This window comes from Pseudomonas sp. WS 5021 (genome assembly GCF_012985535.1).
In the GTDB taxonomy this organism is placed as follows: Bacteria; Pseudomonadota; Gammaproteobacteria; order Pseudomonadales; family Pseudomonadaceae; genus Aquipseudomonas.
Genome location: NZ_JAAQWP010000007.1, coordinates 307,223 through 323,654, shown reverse-complemented (window position 1 = coordinate 323,654; position 16,432 = coordinate 307,223). Strand labels below are relative to the sequence as shown.

The following is a 16,432-nucleotide window of genomic DNA, read 5'->3' as shown; positions in this document are numbered from 1 at the left end:
CGAGTTAATTCAGGGCGTGATTCTACCTACTTTTGCCAGACATTAACCGAGCAAAGCACGTCCATGATGACGCAAGTGGTCATCGATGAAGCTGGCGATAAAGAAGTAGCTGTGGTCGTAGCCCGGTTGCAGGCGCAACTCCAGCGGATGGCCTGCGGCCTTGGCGGCTTGTTGCAAGGCTTCGGGCTTGAGTTGAGTGGCGAGGAAGTCGTCGCGATCACCCTGGTCCACCAGCAGTGGCAGTTTTTCCGAGGCTTCGCTGATCAGCACGCAGGCATCCCATTCGCGCCACTTGGAGCGCTCCTCCCCCAGGTAGCGGGAAAACGCTTTCTGCCCCCAAGGGCAATCCATCGGATTGTTGATCGGCGAAAACGCCGACACCGACTGGTAGCGCCCCGGATTGCGCAAGGCGCATACCAGCGCACCGTGGCCGCCCATTGAATGCCCGCTGATGCCGCGCTTGTCGGACGCCGGGAAATGCGCTTCAACCAACGCCGGCAATTCCTGCACGACATAGTCATGCATCCGATAGTGCATGCTCCACGGCTGTTGCGTGGCATTCAAGTAAAACCCGGCACCCAGGCCAAAGTCCCAGGCATTGTCCGGGTCGCCCGGCACACCCGGCCCACGGGGGCTGGTGTCCGGGGCGACGATGATCAATCCCAGCTCAGCCGCCATACGCTGCGCGCCGGCCTTTTGCATGAAGTTCTCATCGGTGCAGGTCAAGCCCGACAGCCAGTACAGCACCGGCAACTTGCCGCCTTGCTCCGCCTGCGGTGGCAGGTAGACGGCGAAGGTCATATCGCAATCGAGTACATCGGAATGATGCTTATAGCGTTTGTGCCAGCCGCCGAAGCTCTTCTGGCATGACAGGTTTTCCAGACTCATGGCCGACCTCAGAAATGGATGACGGTACGAATGCTCTTGCCTTCATGCATCAGGTCGAATGCCTTATTGATATCTTCCAGGCCCATGGTGTGGGTGATGAAGGTATCCAACGGGATTTCGCCGGTCTGGGCCATTTCCACGTAGCTTGGCAACTCGCTGCGGCCACGCACGCCACCGAAGGCCGAACCGCGCCAGACACGACCGGTCACCAGTTGGAATGGACGGGTAGCGATTTCCTGGCCAGCCCCGGCGACCCCAATGATTACCGACTCGCCCCAGCCTTTGTGGCAGCACTCTAGGGCCGCACGCATCAGCTGGACATTGCCGATACACTCGAAGGAAAAGTCCACACCGCCGTCGGTCAAATCGACAATCACATCCTGGATCGGCCGGTCGTAGTCTTTCGGGTTGATACAGTCGGTGGCACCCAACTGCTTGGCGATCTCGAACTTGGCCGGGTTGATGTCGATGGCGATGATACGACCGGCCTTGGCTTTAACTGCACCGATCACGGCCGACAAACCAATCCCGCCCAGGCCGAAAATGGCCACGGTGTCACCCGGCTTGACCTTGGCGGTGTTGATCACGGCACCGATACCAGTGGTGACGCCACAGCCCAGCAGGCAAACTTTTTCCAGCGGCGCTTCTTTGGGAATCTTGGCCACGGAGATTTCCGGCAACACTGTGTACTCGGAAAAAGTCGAAGTCCCCATGTAGTGGAAGATCGGCTGCCCTTTGTAGGAAAAACGCGTAGTACCGTCTGGCATCAGGCCTTTGCCCTGGGTCGCGCGGATGGCTTGGCACAGGTTGGTCTTGCCCGACAGGCAGAACTTGCACTTGCCACATTCCGGGGTGTACAGCGGGATCACGTGGTCGCCCACCGCCACCGAAGTCACACCCTCGCCAATCGCTTCGACCACCGCGCCGCCTTCGTGGCCCAGGATCGATGGAAAGATGCCTTCCGGATCGGCGCCCGACAGGGTGTAGGCGTCAGTGTGGCAAACCCCGGAAGCGACCACGCGCAACAGGACTTCACCGGCCTTGGGCATGGCCACATCCACTTCCACGATCTCCAGTGGTTTCTTGGCTTCAAAGGCGACAGCGGCGCGTGACTTGATCATCCGGGTTTCTCCTGGGGCTTAAAAGTAAGACGAACAGTGTAAAACACGGCCCATTGATTAATAATCCAGGTAAAAGCAAAACATTATTGCCGTACTGGGATAATCACCATGCTGGAAAATCGCTGGGAAGGCATCGATGAGTTCGTCGCCGTCGCCGAATGCAGCCAATTTACTGCGGCTGCCGAACGCCTGGGCGTGTCCTCGTCCCATATCAGCCGCCAGGTCGCACGCCTGGAAGAACGCCTGCAAACCCGCCTGCTGTATCGCAGTACCCGGCGCGTTACGCTGACCGAGGCCGGGCAAACCTTCCTGCAACATTGCCAACGCCTGCAGGATGGGCGCGAAGAGGCCCTGCGCGCCGTAGGCGACCTGACCAGCGAACCCAAGGGTATGTTGCGCATGACCTGCGCCGTGGCTTATGGCGAACGCTTTATCGTGCCGCTGGTCACGCGCTTCATGGGGCTGTATCCGCAGTTGCGGGTGGATATCGAGCTGAGCAACCGCCCCCTCGACCTGGTGCATGAAGGCCTGGACCTGGCGATTCGCCTGGGCCGCCTGCAAGACTCGCGAATGGTCGCCAGCCGCCTGGCCCCCCGGCGCATGTATCTCTGTGCGTCGCCGTCCTACCTGGAACGGTATGGGCGCCCCCATAGCTTGTCGGAATTGAGCCGGCATAACTGCCTGGTCGGCAGCTCGGATATTTGGCAATTGGCCCAGGATGGGCGCGAATTTTCCCAAAGGGTGCAGGGAAACTGGCGCTGCAACAGTGGGCAGGCGGTGCTGGATGCGGCGCTGCAAGGGGTGGGGTTATGCCAGTTGCCGGATTATTACGTGCTGGAGCACTTGCACAGCGGCGCGCTGGTTTCACTACTTGAGTCCCACCAACCGCCGAATACTGCAGTGTGGGCGCTGTATCCGCAGCAGCGGCATTTGTCGCCGAAGGTGCGCAAGTTGGTGGACTACCTGAAGGAAGGGCTGGCTGGGCGGCCGGAGTATGGCGGGTGATCTGGGGTGTCAGGCCTGGCCTCATCACAGGCAAGCCAGCTCCCACACCTGACCGCGTATCCCTGTTGGAATGTGGTCAGGTGTGGGAGCTGGCTTGCCTGCGATGAAGTCACCTCGGTCCAGCAGCCTACCGGCGATTAGCCCACCGCAACCTGAGCCACTCCAGATCCTCCGGCCGGGTCACCTTGATATTGTCCGCGCGCCCTTCCACCAGGCGTGGCGCCTGGCCGGACCATTCCATGGCCGAGGCTTCGTCAGTGATGACCGCGTCAGCCACCAGGCTATCAGCCAAGGCGCGGTGCAAGGCCCCCAGGCGGAACATTTGCGGGGTATAGGCTTGCCAGATCAGGCTGCGATCAATGGTTTCCACCACCCGCCCCTGCTTGTCGACACGCTTGAGGGTGTCGCGGGCCGGTACGGCCAGCAAGCCGCCCACCGGGTCATCCGCCAACTGCGCCAACAACGTGTCGAGATCCTCGCGGCTCAGGTTCGGCCGTGCGGCATCGTGCACCAGCACCCAGTCGTCATCGCTGGCGCCCAGGGCATTGAGTTGCAGCAGTGCATTGAGCACCGAGCCTGAGCGCTCCGCCCCGCCGTCCGCGCGCTGGATACGCGGGTCGCCGGCACACGCCAGGTTGGGCCAGTAAGGATCATCGACAGCCAGACTGACCACCAGCCCCTTGAGGCTCGGGTGGTCGAGGAAACAGCCAAGGCTGTGTTCGAGAATAGTGCGCCCGCCCAACTGCAGATACTGCTTGGGACGGTCCGCGGCCATGCGGGCACCGACGCCCGCGGCAGGAATCACGGCCCAGAAGGCCGGCAAACAGGCGTTCATTGGGCCAACTGGTAGAGGGTTTCACCCTCCTTGACCATGCCCAATTCATGACGAGCCCGCTCTTCAACGGTCTCCATGCCTTTTTTCAACTCAAGCACTTCGGCATCGAGCACACGGTTGCGCTCCAGCAACACCTCGTTCTCGGCGTGCTGCGCGGCAATTTGCTGGGTCAGGTCGGTCACCTGCGCCAGGCTGCCATTGCCCACCCAAAGGCGGTACTGCAGGCCAGCCAGCAGCAAGAGCAAGACGAGGAACAACCAATTGGGACTGCGCATCGAATATCGGGTATCCAGTGAAAAAAGACAGCCATGCAAAACTTTTGAAGCAACTGATAGCACGAAGCCTGGAAGACCCAGGCTTGTGCTTGATAGGCATCAGATTAGTGCGCAAACTCACTCTATAGCGAGTTTTCCGACACAATCCGTTGTCTTTTTACCATCAACTACTCAGCCGCGAAACTCACCACGGCCGTTGTATTTGGCTTTACCGCCCAATTGCTCTTCGATACGCAGCAGTTGGTTGTACTTGGAAACGCGGTCGGAGCGGCACAGGGAACCGGTTTTGATCTGGCCCGCCGAGGTGCCCACGGCCAGGTCGGCAATGGTCGAATCTTCGGTTTCACCGGAGCGGTGCGAGATCACGGCAGTGTAGCCCGCAGCCTTGGCCATCTGGATCGCTTCCAGGGTTTCGGTCAGGGTGCCGATCTGGTTGAACTTGATCAGGATCGAGTTGGCGATCTTCTTGTCGATGCCTTCTTTCAGGATCTTGGTGTTGGTCACGAACAGGTCGTCGCCCACCAGTTGGATTTTCTCGCCGATCTTGTCGGTGAGGATTTTCCAGCCGTCCCAGTCGGACTCGTCCAGGCCGTCTTCGATCGAAATGATCGGGTAGCGCTGGGTCAGGCCCTTGAGGTATTCAGCAAAACCTTCGGAGTTGAACACCTGGCCTTCGCCGGACAGGTTGTACTTGCCGTCCTCAAAGAACTCGCTGGCCGCGCAGTCCAGGGCCAGGGTCACGTCGGTGCCCAGCTTGTAGCCAGCGTTGGCCACAGCTTCGGAGATCACTTTCAGTGCATCTTCGTTGGACGCAAGGTTCGGTGCGAAACCACCTTCGTCACCCACCGCAGTGCTCAGGCCACGGGCCTTCAGCACAGCTTTGAGGTGGTGGAAAATCTCGGTGCCCATGCGCAGGCCTTCGGAGAAGGTCTTGGCGCCGACTGGCTGCACCATGAATTCCTGGATATCGACGTTGTTGTCTGCGTGTTCGCCACCGTTGATGATGTTCATCATTGGCACCGGCATCGAGTAGACGCCTGGGGTACCGTTCAGGTTGGCAATGTGCGCGTACAGCGGCAGGTCCTGGTCCTGGGCAGCGGCCTTGGCAGCAGCCAGGGATACAGCGAGGATCGCATTGGCGCCGAGGCTGCCTTTGTTTTCAGTGTCATCGAGCTTGATCATCGCGTGATCGAGGGCTTTCTGGTCCAGCGGGTCCTTGCCCAGCAACAGGTCGCGGATCGGACCGTTGATGTTGGCTACTGCCTTGAGGACACCCTTGCCCAGGTAACGGCTCTTGTCGCCATCACGCAGTTCCAGCGCTTCGCGCGAACCTGTGGAAGCACCGGACGGCGCGCAGGCGCTGCCGATGATGCCGTTATCGAGAAGCACGTCGGCTTCGACGGTGGGGTTGCCACGGGAGTCGAGAACTTCACGACCTTTGATGTCGACGATTTTTGCCATTGTTGTAAACACTCCAAAGTTGACGAAAACGACGCAGCTGAAGGAAATCTTTTGACCGACCGCAAGGGTGGAACAACGGGGCAGGCTTGCAGACGACAAGACTCAGGCCCGGGGGCCTGAGCATAAAGCGCGGAAAGTTTACCGGAGAAACGCGGGTTACGCGGTCTCTACCGTCGGAAAACTCTTGACCAGTTCGTCCAATTGCTTGAGCTGGGCCAGGAATGGCTCCAGCTTGTCCAGGCGCAGGGCGCAAGGACCGTCGCACTTGGCGTTGTCAGGATCCGGGTGGGCTTCCAGGAACAGGCCAGCCAGGGACTGGCTGATACCGGCCTTGGCCAGGTCCAGTACCTGGGCACGTCGGCCACCGGCGGAGTCGGCGCGGCCACCCGGCATTTGCAGCGCATGGGTCACGTCGAAGAATACCGGGTATTCGAACTGTTTCATGATGCCGAAACCGAGCATATCCACCACGAGGTTGTTGTAGCCGAAGCTCGAACCACGCTCGCAGAGGATCAACTGGTCATTACCCGCTTCCACGCACTTGTTCAGGATGTGTTTCATTTCCTGGGGAGCGAGGAACTGGGCTTTCTTGATATTGATCACAGCGCCGGTCTTGGCCATCGCGACGACCAGGTCGGTCTGGCGCGACAGGAAGGCCGGCAACTGGATGATGTCGCATACCTCGGCGACCACTGCAGCCTGCTCGGGCTCGTGGACGTCGGTGATGATCGGCACGCCGAAGGCTTGCTTGATGTCCTGGAAGATCCGCATGCCTTCTTCAAGGCCCGGGCCGCGATAGGAGGTCACGGACGAACGGTTAGCCTTGTCGAAGCTGGCCTTGAACACATAAGGGATACCCAGTTTCTCGGTAACCTTTACGTACTCTTCACAGACCTGCATCGCCATGTCACGGCTTTCCAGCACGTTCATGCCGCCAAACAGCACCATGGGCTTGTCGTTGGCAATTTCGATATCGCCTACGCGAATGATCTTCTGGGCCATCAGGTTTACGCCTTCTTCTGATGTTGCGTCAGTGCAGCCTTGACGAAACCGCTGAACAACGGGTGACCGTCGCGCGGAGTCGAGGTGAACTCAGGGTGGAACTGGCAAGCGACGAACCATGGATGATCCGGAGCTTCGACCACTTCAACCAGCTTGCCATCACCGGAGCGACCGGAGACTTTCAGGCCGGCTTCTTTGATCTGCGGCAGCAGGTTGTTGTTCACTTCGTAACGATGACGGTGACGCTCGACGATCACGTCCTTGCCGTAGCAGTCGTGTACCAGCGAGCCGGACTCCAGCAGGCAATCCTGTGCGCCAAGACGCATGGTGCCGCCCAGGTCGGAACTTTCGGTACGGGTTTCGACAGCGCCAGTGGCATCTTCCCACTCGGTGATCAGGCCCACGACCGGGTGGCCGCTGGTGTGATCGAACTCGGTGGAGTTGGCGTCTTTCCAGCCCAGCACGTTACGAGCGAACTCGATAACGGCCACTTGCATGCCCAGGCAGATACCCAGGTACGGCACCTTGTTCTCACGAGCGTACTGCACCGCAGTGATCTTGCCTTCCACGCCACGCAGGCCGAAACCGCCTGGCACGAGGATCGCATCGACGCCTTCGAGCAGCGCGGTGCCCTGGTTTTCGATGTCTTCAGAGTCGATGTAACGCAGGTTGACCTTGGTACGGTTGCTGATACCGGCGTGACTCATCGCTTCGATCAACGACTTGTACGCGTCCAGCAGCTCCATGTACTTGCCGACCATGGCGATGGTGACTTCGTGCTCAGGATTGAGTTTGGCGTCAACCACCGCTTCCCACTCGGACAGGTCCGCGCCATTGCACTGCAGGCCGAAACGCTCGACCACAAAATCATCCAGTCCCTGGGAATGCAGAATGCCCGGGATCTTGTAGATGGTGTCGGCGTCTTCCAGGGCAATCACCGCACGTTCTTCAACGTTGGTGAACTGGGCGATCTTGCGACGCGAGGAAATGTCGATCGGGTGATCGGAACGGCACACCAGCACATCCGGCTGCAGGCCGATGGAACGCAGTTCCTTGACCGAGTGCTGGGTAGGCTTGGTTTTGGTCTCGCCAGCGGTGGCGATGTACGGCACCAGCGTCAGGTGCATCAGCATCGCGCGCTTGGCGCCGACTTCAAAACGCAACTGGCGGATGGCTTCGAGGAACGGTTGGGATTCGATGTCACCCACGGTGCCACCGATCTCGACCATCGCCACGTCGGCATCGCCTGCACCTTTGATGATGCGGCGCTTGATTTCGTCGGTGATGTGCGGGATCACCTGGATGGTTGCACCCAGGTAGTCACCACGGCGCTCCTTGCGCAGCACGTGCTCGTAGACACGGCCGGTGGTGAAGTTGTTGTTCTGGGTCATGGTCGTGCGGATGAACCGCTCGTAGTGGCCCAGGTCCAGGTCGGTCTCGGCGCCGTCGTGGGTGACGAACACTTCACCGTGCTGGAACGGGCTCATGGTGCCCGGGTCGACGTTGATGTACGGGTCCAGCTTGAGCATGGTGACCTTAAGTCCCCGCGCCTCCAGGATGGCCGCCAACGAAGCGGAGGCAATGCCTTTCCCCAATGAAGAAACAACACCGCCCGTGACGAATATGTAGCGCGTCATGAAAAACCCTAGAAGTCTGCGTTAAAGCGGTCGGAGCCGCCGGGGAAAGCGAAGGAAGGCCGAAGCCCCCGATCACCTGCATTAATCACAGTGCACCTTTCAAAAAAACCGCCGCGTTGTGACAGACCAGCAATGGAACACCGGTACGTTGATCGCTACACATTTTTTGGAATCGCCCAGCAAAGACTGCTTGGTAATCGGCAACGACTGTGTTTCAGGAGAATCCACAGAAGTTGTATCAAGAAGGGAGCGTAGTCTACCGGAAAGGCGCTATCAGCTCAAACCTTGATCGCAGGTTGGTGGCGCCCAATGTAATTGCCAGTCATCCCCCTGCCCTGTCGAGGCCCTTGCCAGGTTGGCCACGGCCACCAGACGGGTGCCTTGGTACAGCAGCGGCAATCTGCCACGGATAAAGCCTGGCACAGCACTTTCGTTGAGCAAACGCTTGAGGTCACGCCGGCCACGACCTGGCACTTCCATGACTTCACCACCCTGGCGGTAACGGATGCTCAAAGGGCCTTCAGGGGCATGCCCGCTGAAATACAACTGCCCGTTGCCCGGTAACTGTAGTGGGATTTGCGGGTGTGACCAGCTTAGCGGCGTATCAGAAATTTCCGACCAATCGGTAGGCATCCACCAGATGCGATCGTTGCAACGGTGCAATTGGCCATCGGCCAAACGCCACACGGGCTGTGCGTCCGCCTTGGCATCGCGCAAGGTGTGCCAGCCAATCCAGTGCTCGCTGTCGGGCAACAACGTCAGCGGCGCCAGCCAGTACCGTAGGGCGTTGCGCTGCCGAGCGTCGGAAAGATCTCGCAGCGGCGCAAGTGCCAATGATGGCAACGGTAGCCAGGCAAGCGCCGATGGCCGCTGCGCAGCCTGCACATCCAATTGCGCCAATTCATCGAGCAGCTCTTGGGCCTGCGCCAGATGCCCAGCGGTTCGCGCCAGGGTATTCGCGGCCTGGGGCCAGCGGGCGGTGAGCAGTGGGAATACTTGATGACGCAGGTAATTGCGGGAGAAACGTGAGTCGCCGTTGGAGGGGTCCTCGATCCAACTCAACTGCTGTTCGCGGGCGTAGGTTTCCAGCTCGGCTCGCGACATGTCCAGCAGCGGCCGCACCAGGTGCCCTTTACCCAAGGGACGCAGGGCTGGCATGCCGGTGAGGCCCCGCAGCCCAGCGCCCCGCAGCAGGCGAAACAGCAGGGTTTCTGCCTGATCGTCACGGTGCTGGCCGGTGAGTAGCAGTTCACTTGGGCCGATTATCTCGGCGAACGCCTGGTACCGCGCGTCACGGGCCGCACGTTCAAGGCTTGCACCTGACTGCACTTGCACATGCATAACCCGCAGCGGCACACCTGCGGCATCACAAACCGCCTGGCAATGGGCTGGCCAGCCGTCAGCCACAGCCTGGAGACCGTGATGGACATGGATAGCCTGCAGAGGTGGCAGGGATTGGTTTTTTGCCAGATCAGCGAGTAAGTGCAGGAGGACGGTGGAGTCGAGTCCGCCAGAGAAAGCGATGTGCCAGGCCGAGGCGTTGCGCCACGGGGCCAGGGCTTGCAGGAGTTCGGCGGTTAGAGTTGGTTTCATCGCACGTTACCGCCGCAAAACTGGAATACGTTAGCCAAGCATACACAACGCAAATGTGGGAGCGGGCCTGCCCGCGATAGCGGTGTACCAGCCAACCAATCTGGCACTGACACATTGCTATCGCGGGCAAGCCCGCTCCCACATGGGTAATGCCGTGGCTTAGAGGCCGTAGCTCATCAGGCGCTCGTAACGACGGGCCAGCAGCGCTTCGTTGTCGAATTTTTTGAGCATATCCAACTGTGCGCAGAGTTCGGCGCGGATGGTCGCCGATGCGGCAGCCGGGTCGCGGTGTGCGCCGCCCAGGGGCTCGGCGATCACTTTGTCGACGATGCCCAGGCCTTTCAGGCGATCAGCGGTGATCCCCATGGCTTCGGCAGCATCCGGGGCCTTTTCTGCGGTTTTCCACAGGATCGAGGCGCAACCTTCCGGCGAGATCACAGCGTAAGTCGAATACTGCAGCATGTTCAGTTGGTCGCAGACGCCAATGGCCAGCGCACCGCCAGAACCGCCTTCACCGATCACGGTCGCGATAATCGGGGTTTTCAGCCGTGCCATCACTCGCAGGTTCCAGGCAATCGCTTCGCTCTGGTTGCGCTCTTCAGCGTCGATGCCTGGGTAGGCGCCCGGGGTGTCGATAAAGGTCAGGATCGGCATCTTGAAACGTTCAGCCATTTCCATCAGGCGGCAGGCCTTGCGGTAGCCTTCCGGGCGCGGCATGCCGAAGTTGCGACGCACTTTCTCGCGCACTTCACGGCCTTTCTGGTGACCAATCACCATCACCGGCTGGTCGTCCAGGCGAGCAATACCGCCGACAATCGCCGCGTCATCGGAGAAGTGACGGTCGCCATGCAACTCGTCGAACTCGGTGAAGATGTGATCGATGTAGTCCAGGGTGTACGGACGGCGCGGGTGGCGGGCCAGGCGCGCGATCTGCCAGCTGGTCAGCTTGCCGAAGATGTCTTCGGTGAGCGTCTTGCTCTTGTCTTGCAGGCGGGAGATTTCATCGCCGATATTCAGCGAATTGTCATTGCCGACCAGGCGCAGCTCTTCGATCTTGGCTTGCAGGTCAGCGATCGGCTGTTCGAAATCAAGAAAATTCGGGTTCATAAGCGTCCGTCTTGGGTCGACGGCCAGGGAGTGCCTGGCCAGCCGGTTGTCTATTCGCGCCCTACCTTAAGGGAGAGGCGCGTCAAGGTCGAGATTAAATGTCGAGTCGAGGTCAGGGGTACAAGGGCAGCCCTGACCGTCAACGGTATTGGAGGAAGACGTTGTCACGCCCGAACTGGTCACGCAATGCTTGAATCAAGCCATCGGCCGGGTCAATTCGCCACGTCTCACCGAACTGCAACATCGCCTTGGCATCGCTGCCGGTGTACTCCATGGTCACCGGGCACGCGCCACGGTGACGCTTGAGCAAGTCCCCCAGCCAGCGTAGCTGATCGCCCTTGAGCGCTTCGGTTTTCACCTTCAAGCGCAGGCTTTCGGCCAGGTTGGTGCGGGCATCTTCCATGCTCATTACGCGTTTGATCCGCAGGCGCAGGCCGCCGGAGAAGTCATCGTTGCTGACCTCCCCTTCCACCACCACCATCGCGTCGGTCTGCAACAGCGACTGCGCAGAATGAAACGCGTCGGCAAACAGCGACGCCTCGATACGCCCGGAGCGGTCATCAAGGGTGATGAACCCCATCTTGTCGCCCTTTTTGTTCTTCATCACCCGCAGGGCAATGATCATCCCGGCGACAGTCTGGGTATCGCGCGCCGGCTTCAGGTCGATGATGCGCTGGCGGGCAAAACGACGGATCTCGCCTTCATATTCGTCAATCGGGTGACCGGTGAGGTACAGGCCCAGGGTGTCTTTTTCACCCTTGAGGCGTTCCTTGAGGGTCAGCTCCTTGGCCTTGCGGTGGTTAGCGTACACATCGGCATCTTCTTCGACGAACAGCCCGCCAAACAGGTCGGCATGCCCGCTGTCGTGGGTGCGGGCGGTCTGCTCGGCGGCCTTGATCGCTTCTTCCATGGCGGTCAGCAGCACCGCGCGGTTGCGGTCGATATTGGCCTGGTAGGCCTTCGGCTCGTCATGGAAATACGGACCGAGACGATCGAGTGCACCGCTGCGGATCAGGCCATCGAGGGTACGCTTGTTGATGCGCTTGAGGTCGACCCGGGCGCAGAAGTCGAACAGGTCCTTGAACGGACCATCCTGGCGCGCCTCGGTGATTGCCTCGACCGGGCCTTCGCCCACCCCCTTGATCGCGCCCAGGCCATAGATGATGCGGCCTTCGTCGTTCACGGTGAACTTGAACTCCGAGGCGTTCACATCCGGCGCGTCGAGCCTCAACTTCATGGTCCGCACTTCTTCGATCAAGGTCACGACCTTGTCGGTGTTGTGCATATCCGCCGACAGCACCGCCGCCATGAACGGCGCCGGGTAGTGGGCCTTCAGCCACGCAGTCTGATACGACACCAGGCCGTAGGCGGCGGAGTGGGATTTGTTGAAGCCATAACCGGCGAATTTTTCCACCAGGTCAAAGATGTTACCGGCCAGGTCAGCGTCAATGTTGTTGGTGGCGCAACCTTCAATGAAACCGCCGCGCTGCTTAGCCATTTCCTCGGGCTTTTTCTTACCCATGGCCCGGCGCAGCATGTCCGCGCCGCCTAGGGTGTAGCCGGCCATGACCTGGGCGATCTGCATCACCTGTTCCTGATACAGGATGATGCCGTAGGTCGGTGCCAGTACCGGCTTAAGGCCTTCGTACTGGTAGTCGGAGTGCGGGTAAGCCAGTTCGGCGCGCCCGTGCTTACGGTTGATAAAGTCATCAACCATGCCCGATTGCAGTGGGCCCGGACGGAACAGGGCCACCAGTGCGATCAAGTCTTCCAGGCAGTCGGGCTTGAGCTTTTTGATCAGCTCCTTCATGCCGCGGGATTCAAGCTGGAACACCGCAGTGGTTTCAGCTTTTTGCAGCAGCGCGTAGGTCGGCTTGTCGTCCAGCGGGATAAAGGCGATATCCAGCGGCGCCTCATCGACCTTGGCACGCTCGCGGTTGATGGTCTTGAGCGCCCAGTCGATGATCGTCAGGGTCCGCAGGCCGAGGAAGTCGAACTTCACCAGGCCGGCCGCCTCCACGTCGTCCTTGTCGAACTGGGTTACCAGGCCATCGCCTTCTTCGTCGCAATAGATCGGCGAAAAGTCTGTCAACTTGGTCGGAGCGATTACCACGCCACCGGCGTGCTTACCGACGTTACGCACCACGCCTTCGAGCTTGCGGGCCATGTCCCAGATTTCGGCGGCTTCTTCATCGACCTTGATGAAGTCACGCAGGATTTCTTCCTGCTCGTAGGCCTTTTCCAGGGTCATGCCGACTTCAAAGGGGATCATCTTCGACAGACGATCCGCCAGGCCGTAGGACTTGCCCTGCACCCGCGCCACGTCGCGGATTACCGCCTTGGCCGCCATGGAGCCGAAGGTGATGATCTGGCTTACCGCGTTACGGCCGTATTTCTCGGCCACATATTCGATTACCCGGTCACGACCATCCATGCAGAAGTCGACGTCGAAGTCGGGCATCGATACCCGTTCCGGGTTCAGGAACCGTTCGAACAGCAGGTCATATTCCAGCGGGTCAAGGTCAGTGATCTTCTGCACATAAGCTACCAGCGAGCCAGCACCCGACCCCCGGCCAGGCCCCACCGGCACGCCGTTGCTTTTGGCCCACTGGATAAAGTCCATTACGATCAGGAAGTAACCGGGGAACCCCATCTGGATAATGATATCCAGCTCGAAATTCAACCGGTCGACATACACCTGGCGCTTGGCTTCGTAGTCTTCGGTTGTGTCCTTGGGCAGCAGGACGGCAAGGCGCTCCTCCAGGCCATCGAAGGACACCTTGCGAAAGTATTCATCGATGGTCATGCCATCGGGAATCGGGAAGTTGGGCAAAAAGTGCTTGCCCAGCTTCACTTCGATATTGCAGCGCTTGGCAATTTCGACGGAGTTTTCCAGGGCCTCGGGCAAATCGCTGAACAGCTCAGCCATTTCCTCGGCACTTTTGAGGTACTGCTCTTCGCTGTAGTTCTTCGAGCGCCGTGGATCGTCCAGCGCCCGGCCTTCGCCGATGCACACGCGGGTTTCGTGGGCTTCGAAGTCTTCCTTCTTGATAAAACGGACATCGTTGGTGGCTACCAGCGGCGCGCCCAGCTTTTCGGCCAGGGCCACGGCAGCGTGCAGATGTTCTTCATCGTTGGGGCGATTGGTGCGCTGGACCTCCAGGTAGAAGCGGTCGGGAAAGACTTGCATCCACTCACTGGCCAGCACCTCGGCCTCGTGCGGGTTACCGCCCAGCAACGCGATCCCGATCTCGCCCTCTTTGGCGGCCGACAGCATGATCAGCCCTTCGCTGGCCTCGGCCACCCATTCGCGCTCGATGATGATCGAGCCATTGCGCTGGCCGTCGATAAAACCACGGGAAATCAGTTCGGTCAGGTTGCGATAGCCCACGCCGTTCATCGCCAGCAGGCTGATGCGGCTCAAGGCGTTATCCGGATCTTTGTTGGACAGCCACAAGTCGGCGCCGCAGATCGGCTTGATGCCGGCGCCCATGGCGCTCTTGTAGAACTTGACCAGGGAACACATGTTGTTCTGATCGGTCACCGCAACGGCCGGCATGTTCATGCCCACCAGGGTTTTGACCAGTGGTTTGATCCGTACCAGGCCGTCGACCAGGGAGTATTCAGTGTGCAGGCGCAGGTGAACGAATGAAGCCGGCATAGTGATCCTGTCTAGATACGTGTGAAAACAACAAGGCCCGGATTGTACCGGGCCTTGAGTAAAACATCAGCCTGCGCCTAAATCTCGGCCAGGCTTTCGCGCACCTCGTAAGCCTGGCGTACCGGGGCAAACGAGCGGCGGTGGATCGGCGTCGGGCCCAATCGGGCCAGGGCTTCCAGATGAACGGGCGTCGGGTAGCCTTTATGGCCACCGATGCCATAGCCTGGGTAGATCAACTCGAACGCCGCCATTTCACGGTCGCGACTGACCTTGGCGAGAATCGAGGCAGCGGCAATCGCCGGAACCTTGCTATCACCCTTGACCACCGCTTCGGCCGGCATCGCCAGCTTCGGGCAGCGATTCCCGTCGATCATCGCCAGTTTCGGGGTGATATGCAGGCCCTCGACGGCGCGCTGCATGGCCAGCATCGTGGCATGCAGGATGTTCAACTCGTCGATTTCCTCGACCTCTGCCCTGGCGATATGCCAGCTGAGGGCCTTTTCGCAAATTTCGTCAAAAAGTTTTTCACGACGGGCTTCGGTGAGTTTCTTCGAGTCGTTGAGGCCGAGAATCGGGCGATTCGGGTCAAGGATCACCGCCGCCGTGACCACCGCACCGCACAGCGGACCACGCCCGACTTCATCGACACCGGCAACCAGTTCGTGGGTTTGGGCGACCAGGCTGAAATCCAGGCCTATTTGCGTCTTCATAGGGTTTCCTGCTGGCGGCCGATCAAGGTCAATACGGCATCTGCGGCCTGGTTCGACGCATCACGGCGCAAGGTACGGTGAATTTCGTCAAACCCACGGGTCTGCTCTTCACCACCGTCGATCAACGGCAGAATGGTCTGGGCCAATGCTTCGGGGGTTGCAGCGTCCTGCAGCAACTCCGGCACCAACAGGCGCTGCGCAAGCAGGTTGGGCAAGGAGATGTAGGGACTTTTGACCATGCGCTTGAGAATCCAGTAGGTCAGCGGCGCCAAGCGATAGGCCACGACCATCGGGCGCTTGTAGAGCAAGGCCTCCAGCGTGGCGGTACCAGAGGCGATCAACACCGCGTCACAGGCGGCCAGAGCCAGGTGCGAACCACCATCGAGCAGCGTCAACGGCAAGTCGCGCCCCACCAGCAAGGCTTCGATCTGTGCACGGCGCTGCGGGCTGGCGCACGGCAGTACAAATCGCACTCCTGGCTTCAACGCCTGCAGGCGCTGGGCCGCATCGAAAAACAGTGCGCCCAGGCGACCGACCTCACCGCCACGGCTGCCGGGCATCAACGCCACCAGCGGCCCGTCGGGCAGGCCCAACTCGGCGCGCGCAGCGGCGCGATCCGCCTGTAGCGGGATGGTGTCGGCCAGGGTATGGCCGACAAACCTTACCGGCACGCCCTTCTCTTCATAGAACCGCGCCTCGAAAGGCAGTAGGGTCAGCATCAGGTCGCAGCCTTCGCGGATCTTCAGCACGCGCTTCTGCCGCCACGCCCACACGGACGGGCTGACGTAATGCACGGTCTTGATTCCGGCCTGACGCAGCTTGAGTTCGATATTGAGGGTGAAGTCCGGTGCGTCGATACCGATAAAGACGTCCGGTTTTTCGGCAATCAGGGTCTGGATCAGCAGTTTGCGCCGAGCCAGCAGCTCGCGAAGGCGCCCCAGCACTTCCACCAGCCCCATGACCGACAAACGCTCCATGGGAAAGTAGGAAGTCAGGCCTTCGGCCTGCATCAGCGGGCCGCCGACCCCAATAAACTCAACGGCTGGATGCTGCGCCTTGATGGCGCGCATCAGGCCAGCGCCGAGGATATCGCCGGAAGCTTCTCCGGCCACCAATGCAATACGCAGCGTGGCCATG

At 60.1% G+C, this 16,432-nt stretch carries 13 protein-coding genes; 1 reads left to right on the top strand and 12 read right to left on the bottom strand.

The window, feature by feature from the left end; all coding sequences use genetic code 11:
* Positions 1–42: 42 nt before the first annotated feature.
* Both fghA and HBO19_RS22450 read right to left on the bottom strand, forming a co-directional pair.
* A complete protein-coding gene (gene fghA, locus HBO19_RS22455) occupies positions 43–888 on the bottom strand; it encodes an S-formylglutathione hydrolase (RefSeq protein WP_170058333.1) in 846 nt (281 codons plus the stop codon).
* Between the two features lie 8 nt (positions 889–896).
* Entirely contained in the window at positions 897–2,009 is a 1,113-nt protein-coding gene (locus tag HBO19_RS22450; RefSeq protein ID WP_029297245.1) for an S-(hydroxymethyl)glutathione dehydrogenase/class III alcohol dehydrogenase, read from the bottom strand.
* A gap of 108 nt (positions 2,010–2,117) precedes the next feature.
* Here HBO19_RS22450 and HBO19_RS22445 point away from each other — a divergent pair, with 108 nt between their 5' ends.
* Entirely contained in the window at positions 2,118–3,014 is an 897-nt protein-coding gene (locus tag HBO19_RS22445; RefSeq protein ID WP_169955466.1) for a LysR substrate-binding domain-containing protein, read from the top strand.
* A 127-nt stretch (positions 3,015–3,141) separates the two neighbouring features.
* Here the strand turns inward: HBO19_RS22445 and ispD are convergent, their stop codons facing one another.
* From ispD to lpxB, 10 genes are all read right to left on the bottom strand, one after another.
* Positions 3,142–3,849, bottom strand: coding sequence for a 2-C-methyl-D-erythritol 4-phosphate cytidylyltransferase (ispD, locus tag HBO19_RS22440; RefSeq protein WP_169955465.1), 708 nt, complete (start codon positions 3,847–3,849; stop codon positions 3,142–3,144).
* On the bottom strand, positions 3,846–4,124 hold the full coding sequence (gene ftsB / locus HBO19_RS22435) for a cell division protein FtsB (RefSeq protein ID WP_029297251.1): 279 nt from the start codon (positions 4,122–4,124) through the stop codon (positions 3,846–3,848). The genes ispD and ftsB overlap by 4 nt, the downstream gene beginning before the upstream one ends.
* 171 nt (positions 4,125–4,295) lie before the next feature.
* A complete protein-coding gene (eno, locus tag HBO19_RS22430; protein ID WP_170058332.1) occupies positions 4,296–5,585 on the bottom strand; it encodes a phosphopyruvate hydratase in 1,290 nt (429 codons plus the stop codon).
* 156 nt (positions 5,586–5,741) lie between these two features.
* Positions 5,742–6,587, bottom strand: a complete 846-nt coding sequence (gene kdsA, locus HBO19_RS22425; RefSeq protein WP_010212442.1) for a 3-deoxy-8-phosphooctulonate synthase — start codon at positions 6,585–6,587, stop codon at positions 5,742–5,744.
* 5 nt (positions 6,588–6,592) lie between these two features.
* Positions 6,593–8,224, bottom strand: a complete 1,632-nt coding sequence (locus HBO19_RS22420) for a CTP synthase (protein ID WP_169955463.1) — start codon at positions 8,222–8,224, stop codon at positions 6,593–6,595.
* Positions 8,225–8,497: 273 nt separating this feature from the next.
* Positions 8,498–9,817, bottom strand: coding sequence for a tRNA lysidine(34) synthetase TilS (gene tilS, locus HBO19_RS22415; RefSeq protein ID WP_170042920.1), 1,320 nt, complete (start codon positions 9,815–9,817; stop codon positions 8,498–8,500).
* Positions 9,818–9,976: 159 nt separating this feature from the next.
* Positions 9,977–10,924, bottom strand: a complete 948-nt coding sequence (locus HBO19_RS22410; protein WP_029297260.1) for an acetyl-CoA carboxylase carboxyltransferase subunit alpha — start codon at positions 10,922–10,924, stop codon at positions 9,977–9,979.
* Between the two features lie 139 nt (positions 10,925–11,063).
* Entirely contained in the window at positions 11,064–14,585 is a 3,522-nt protein-coding gene (dnaE, locus tag HBO19_RS22405; protein WP_169955461.1) for a DNA polymerase III subunit alpha, read from the bottom strand.
* Between the two features lie 77 nt (positions 14,586–14,662).
* A complete protein-coding gene (rnhB, locus tag HBO19_RS22400) occupies positions 14,663–15,295 on the bottom strand; it encodes a ribonuclease HII (protein WP_169955460.1) in 633 nt (210 codons plus the stop codon).
* The gene (gene lpxB, locus HBO19_RS22395; RefSeq protein WP_170042923.1) at positions 15,292–16,431 is read right to left on the bottom strand and encodes a lipid-A-disaccharide synthase; all 1,140 of its coding nucleotides are present in this window, start codon (positions 16,429–16,431) and stop codon (positions 15,292–15,294) included. Before lpxB ends, rnhB begins: the two co-directional genes overlap by 4 nt.
* Between the last annotated feature and the right edge of the window lies 1 nt (position 16,432).

Excerpts from the sequence above, each read along its gene's own strand:
- fghA (WP_170058333.1), bottom strand. The coding sequence starts at position 888 with ATGAGTCTGGAAAACCTGTCATGCCAGAAGAGCTTCGGCGGCTGGCAC.
- HBO19_RS22450 (WP_029297245.1), bottom strand. The coding sequence starts at position 2,009 with ATGATCAAGTCACGCGCCGCTGTCGCCTTTGAAGCCAAGAAACCACTG.
- HBO19_RS22445 (WP_169955466.1), top strand. The coding sequence starts at position 2,118 with ATGCTGGAAAATCGCTGGGAAGGCATCGATGAGTTCGTCGCCGTCGCC.
- ispD (WP_169955465.1), bottom strand. The coding sequence starts at position 3,849 with ATGAACGCCTGTTTGCCGGCCTTCTGGGCCGTGATTCCTGCCGCGGGC.
- ftsB (WP_029297251.1), bottom strand. The coding sequence starts at position 4,124 with ATGCGCAGTCCCAATTGGTTGTTCCTCGTCTTGCTCTTGCTGCTGGCT.
- eno (WP_170058332.1), bottom strand. The coding sequence starts at position 5,585 with ATGGCAAAAATCGTCGACATCAAAGGTCGTGAAGTTCTCGACTCCCGT.
- kdsA (WP_010212442.1), bottom strand. The coding sequence starts at position 6,587 with ATGGCCCAGAAGATCATTCGCGTAGGCGATATCGAAATTGCCAACGAC.
- HBO19_RS22420 (WP_169955463.1), bottom strand. The coding sequence starts at position 8,224 with ATGACGCGCTACATATTCGTCACGGGCGGTGTTGTTTCTTCATTGGGG.
- tilS (WP_170042920.1), bottom strand. The coding sequence starts at position 9,817 with ATGAAACCAACTCTAACCGCCGAACTCCTGCAAGCCCTGGCCCCGTGG.
- HBO19_RS22410 (WP_029297260.1), bottom strand. The coding sequence starts at position 10,924 with ATGAACCCGAATTTTCTTGATTTCGAACAGCCGATCGCTGACCTGCAA.
- dnaE (WP_169955461.1), bottom strand. The coding sequence starts at position 14,585 with ATGCCGGCTTCATTCGTTCACCTGCGCCTGCACACTGAATACTCCCTG.
- rnhB (WP_169955460.1), bottom strand. The coding sequence starts at position 15,295 with ATGAAGACGCAAATAGGCCTGGATTTCAGCCTGGTCGCCCAAACCCAC.
- lpxB (WP_170042923.1), bottom strand. The coding sequence starts at position 16,431 with ATGGCCACGCTGCGTATTGCATTGGTGGCCGGAGAAGCTTCCGGCGAT.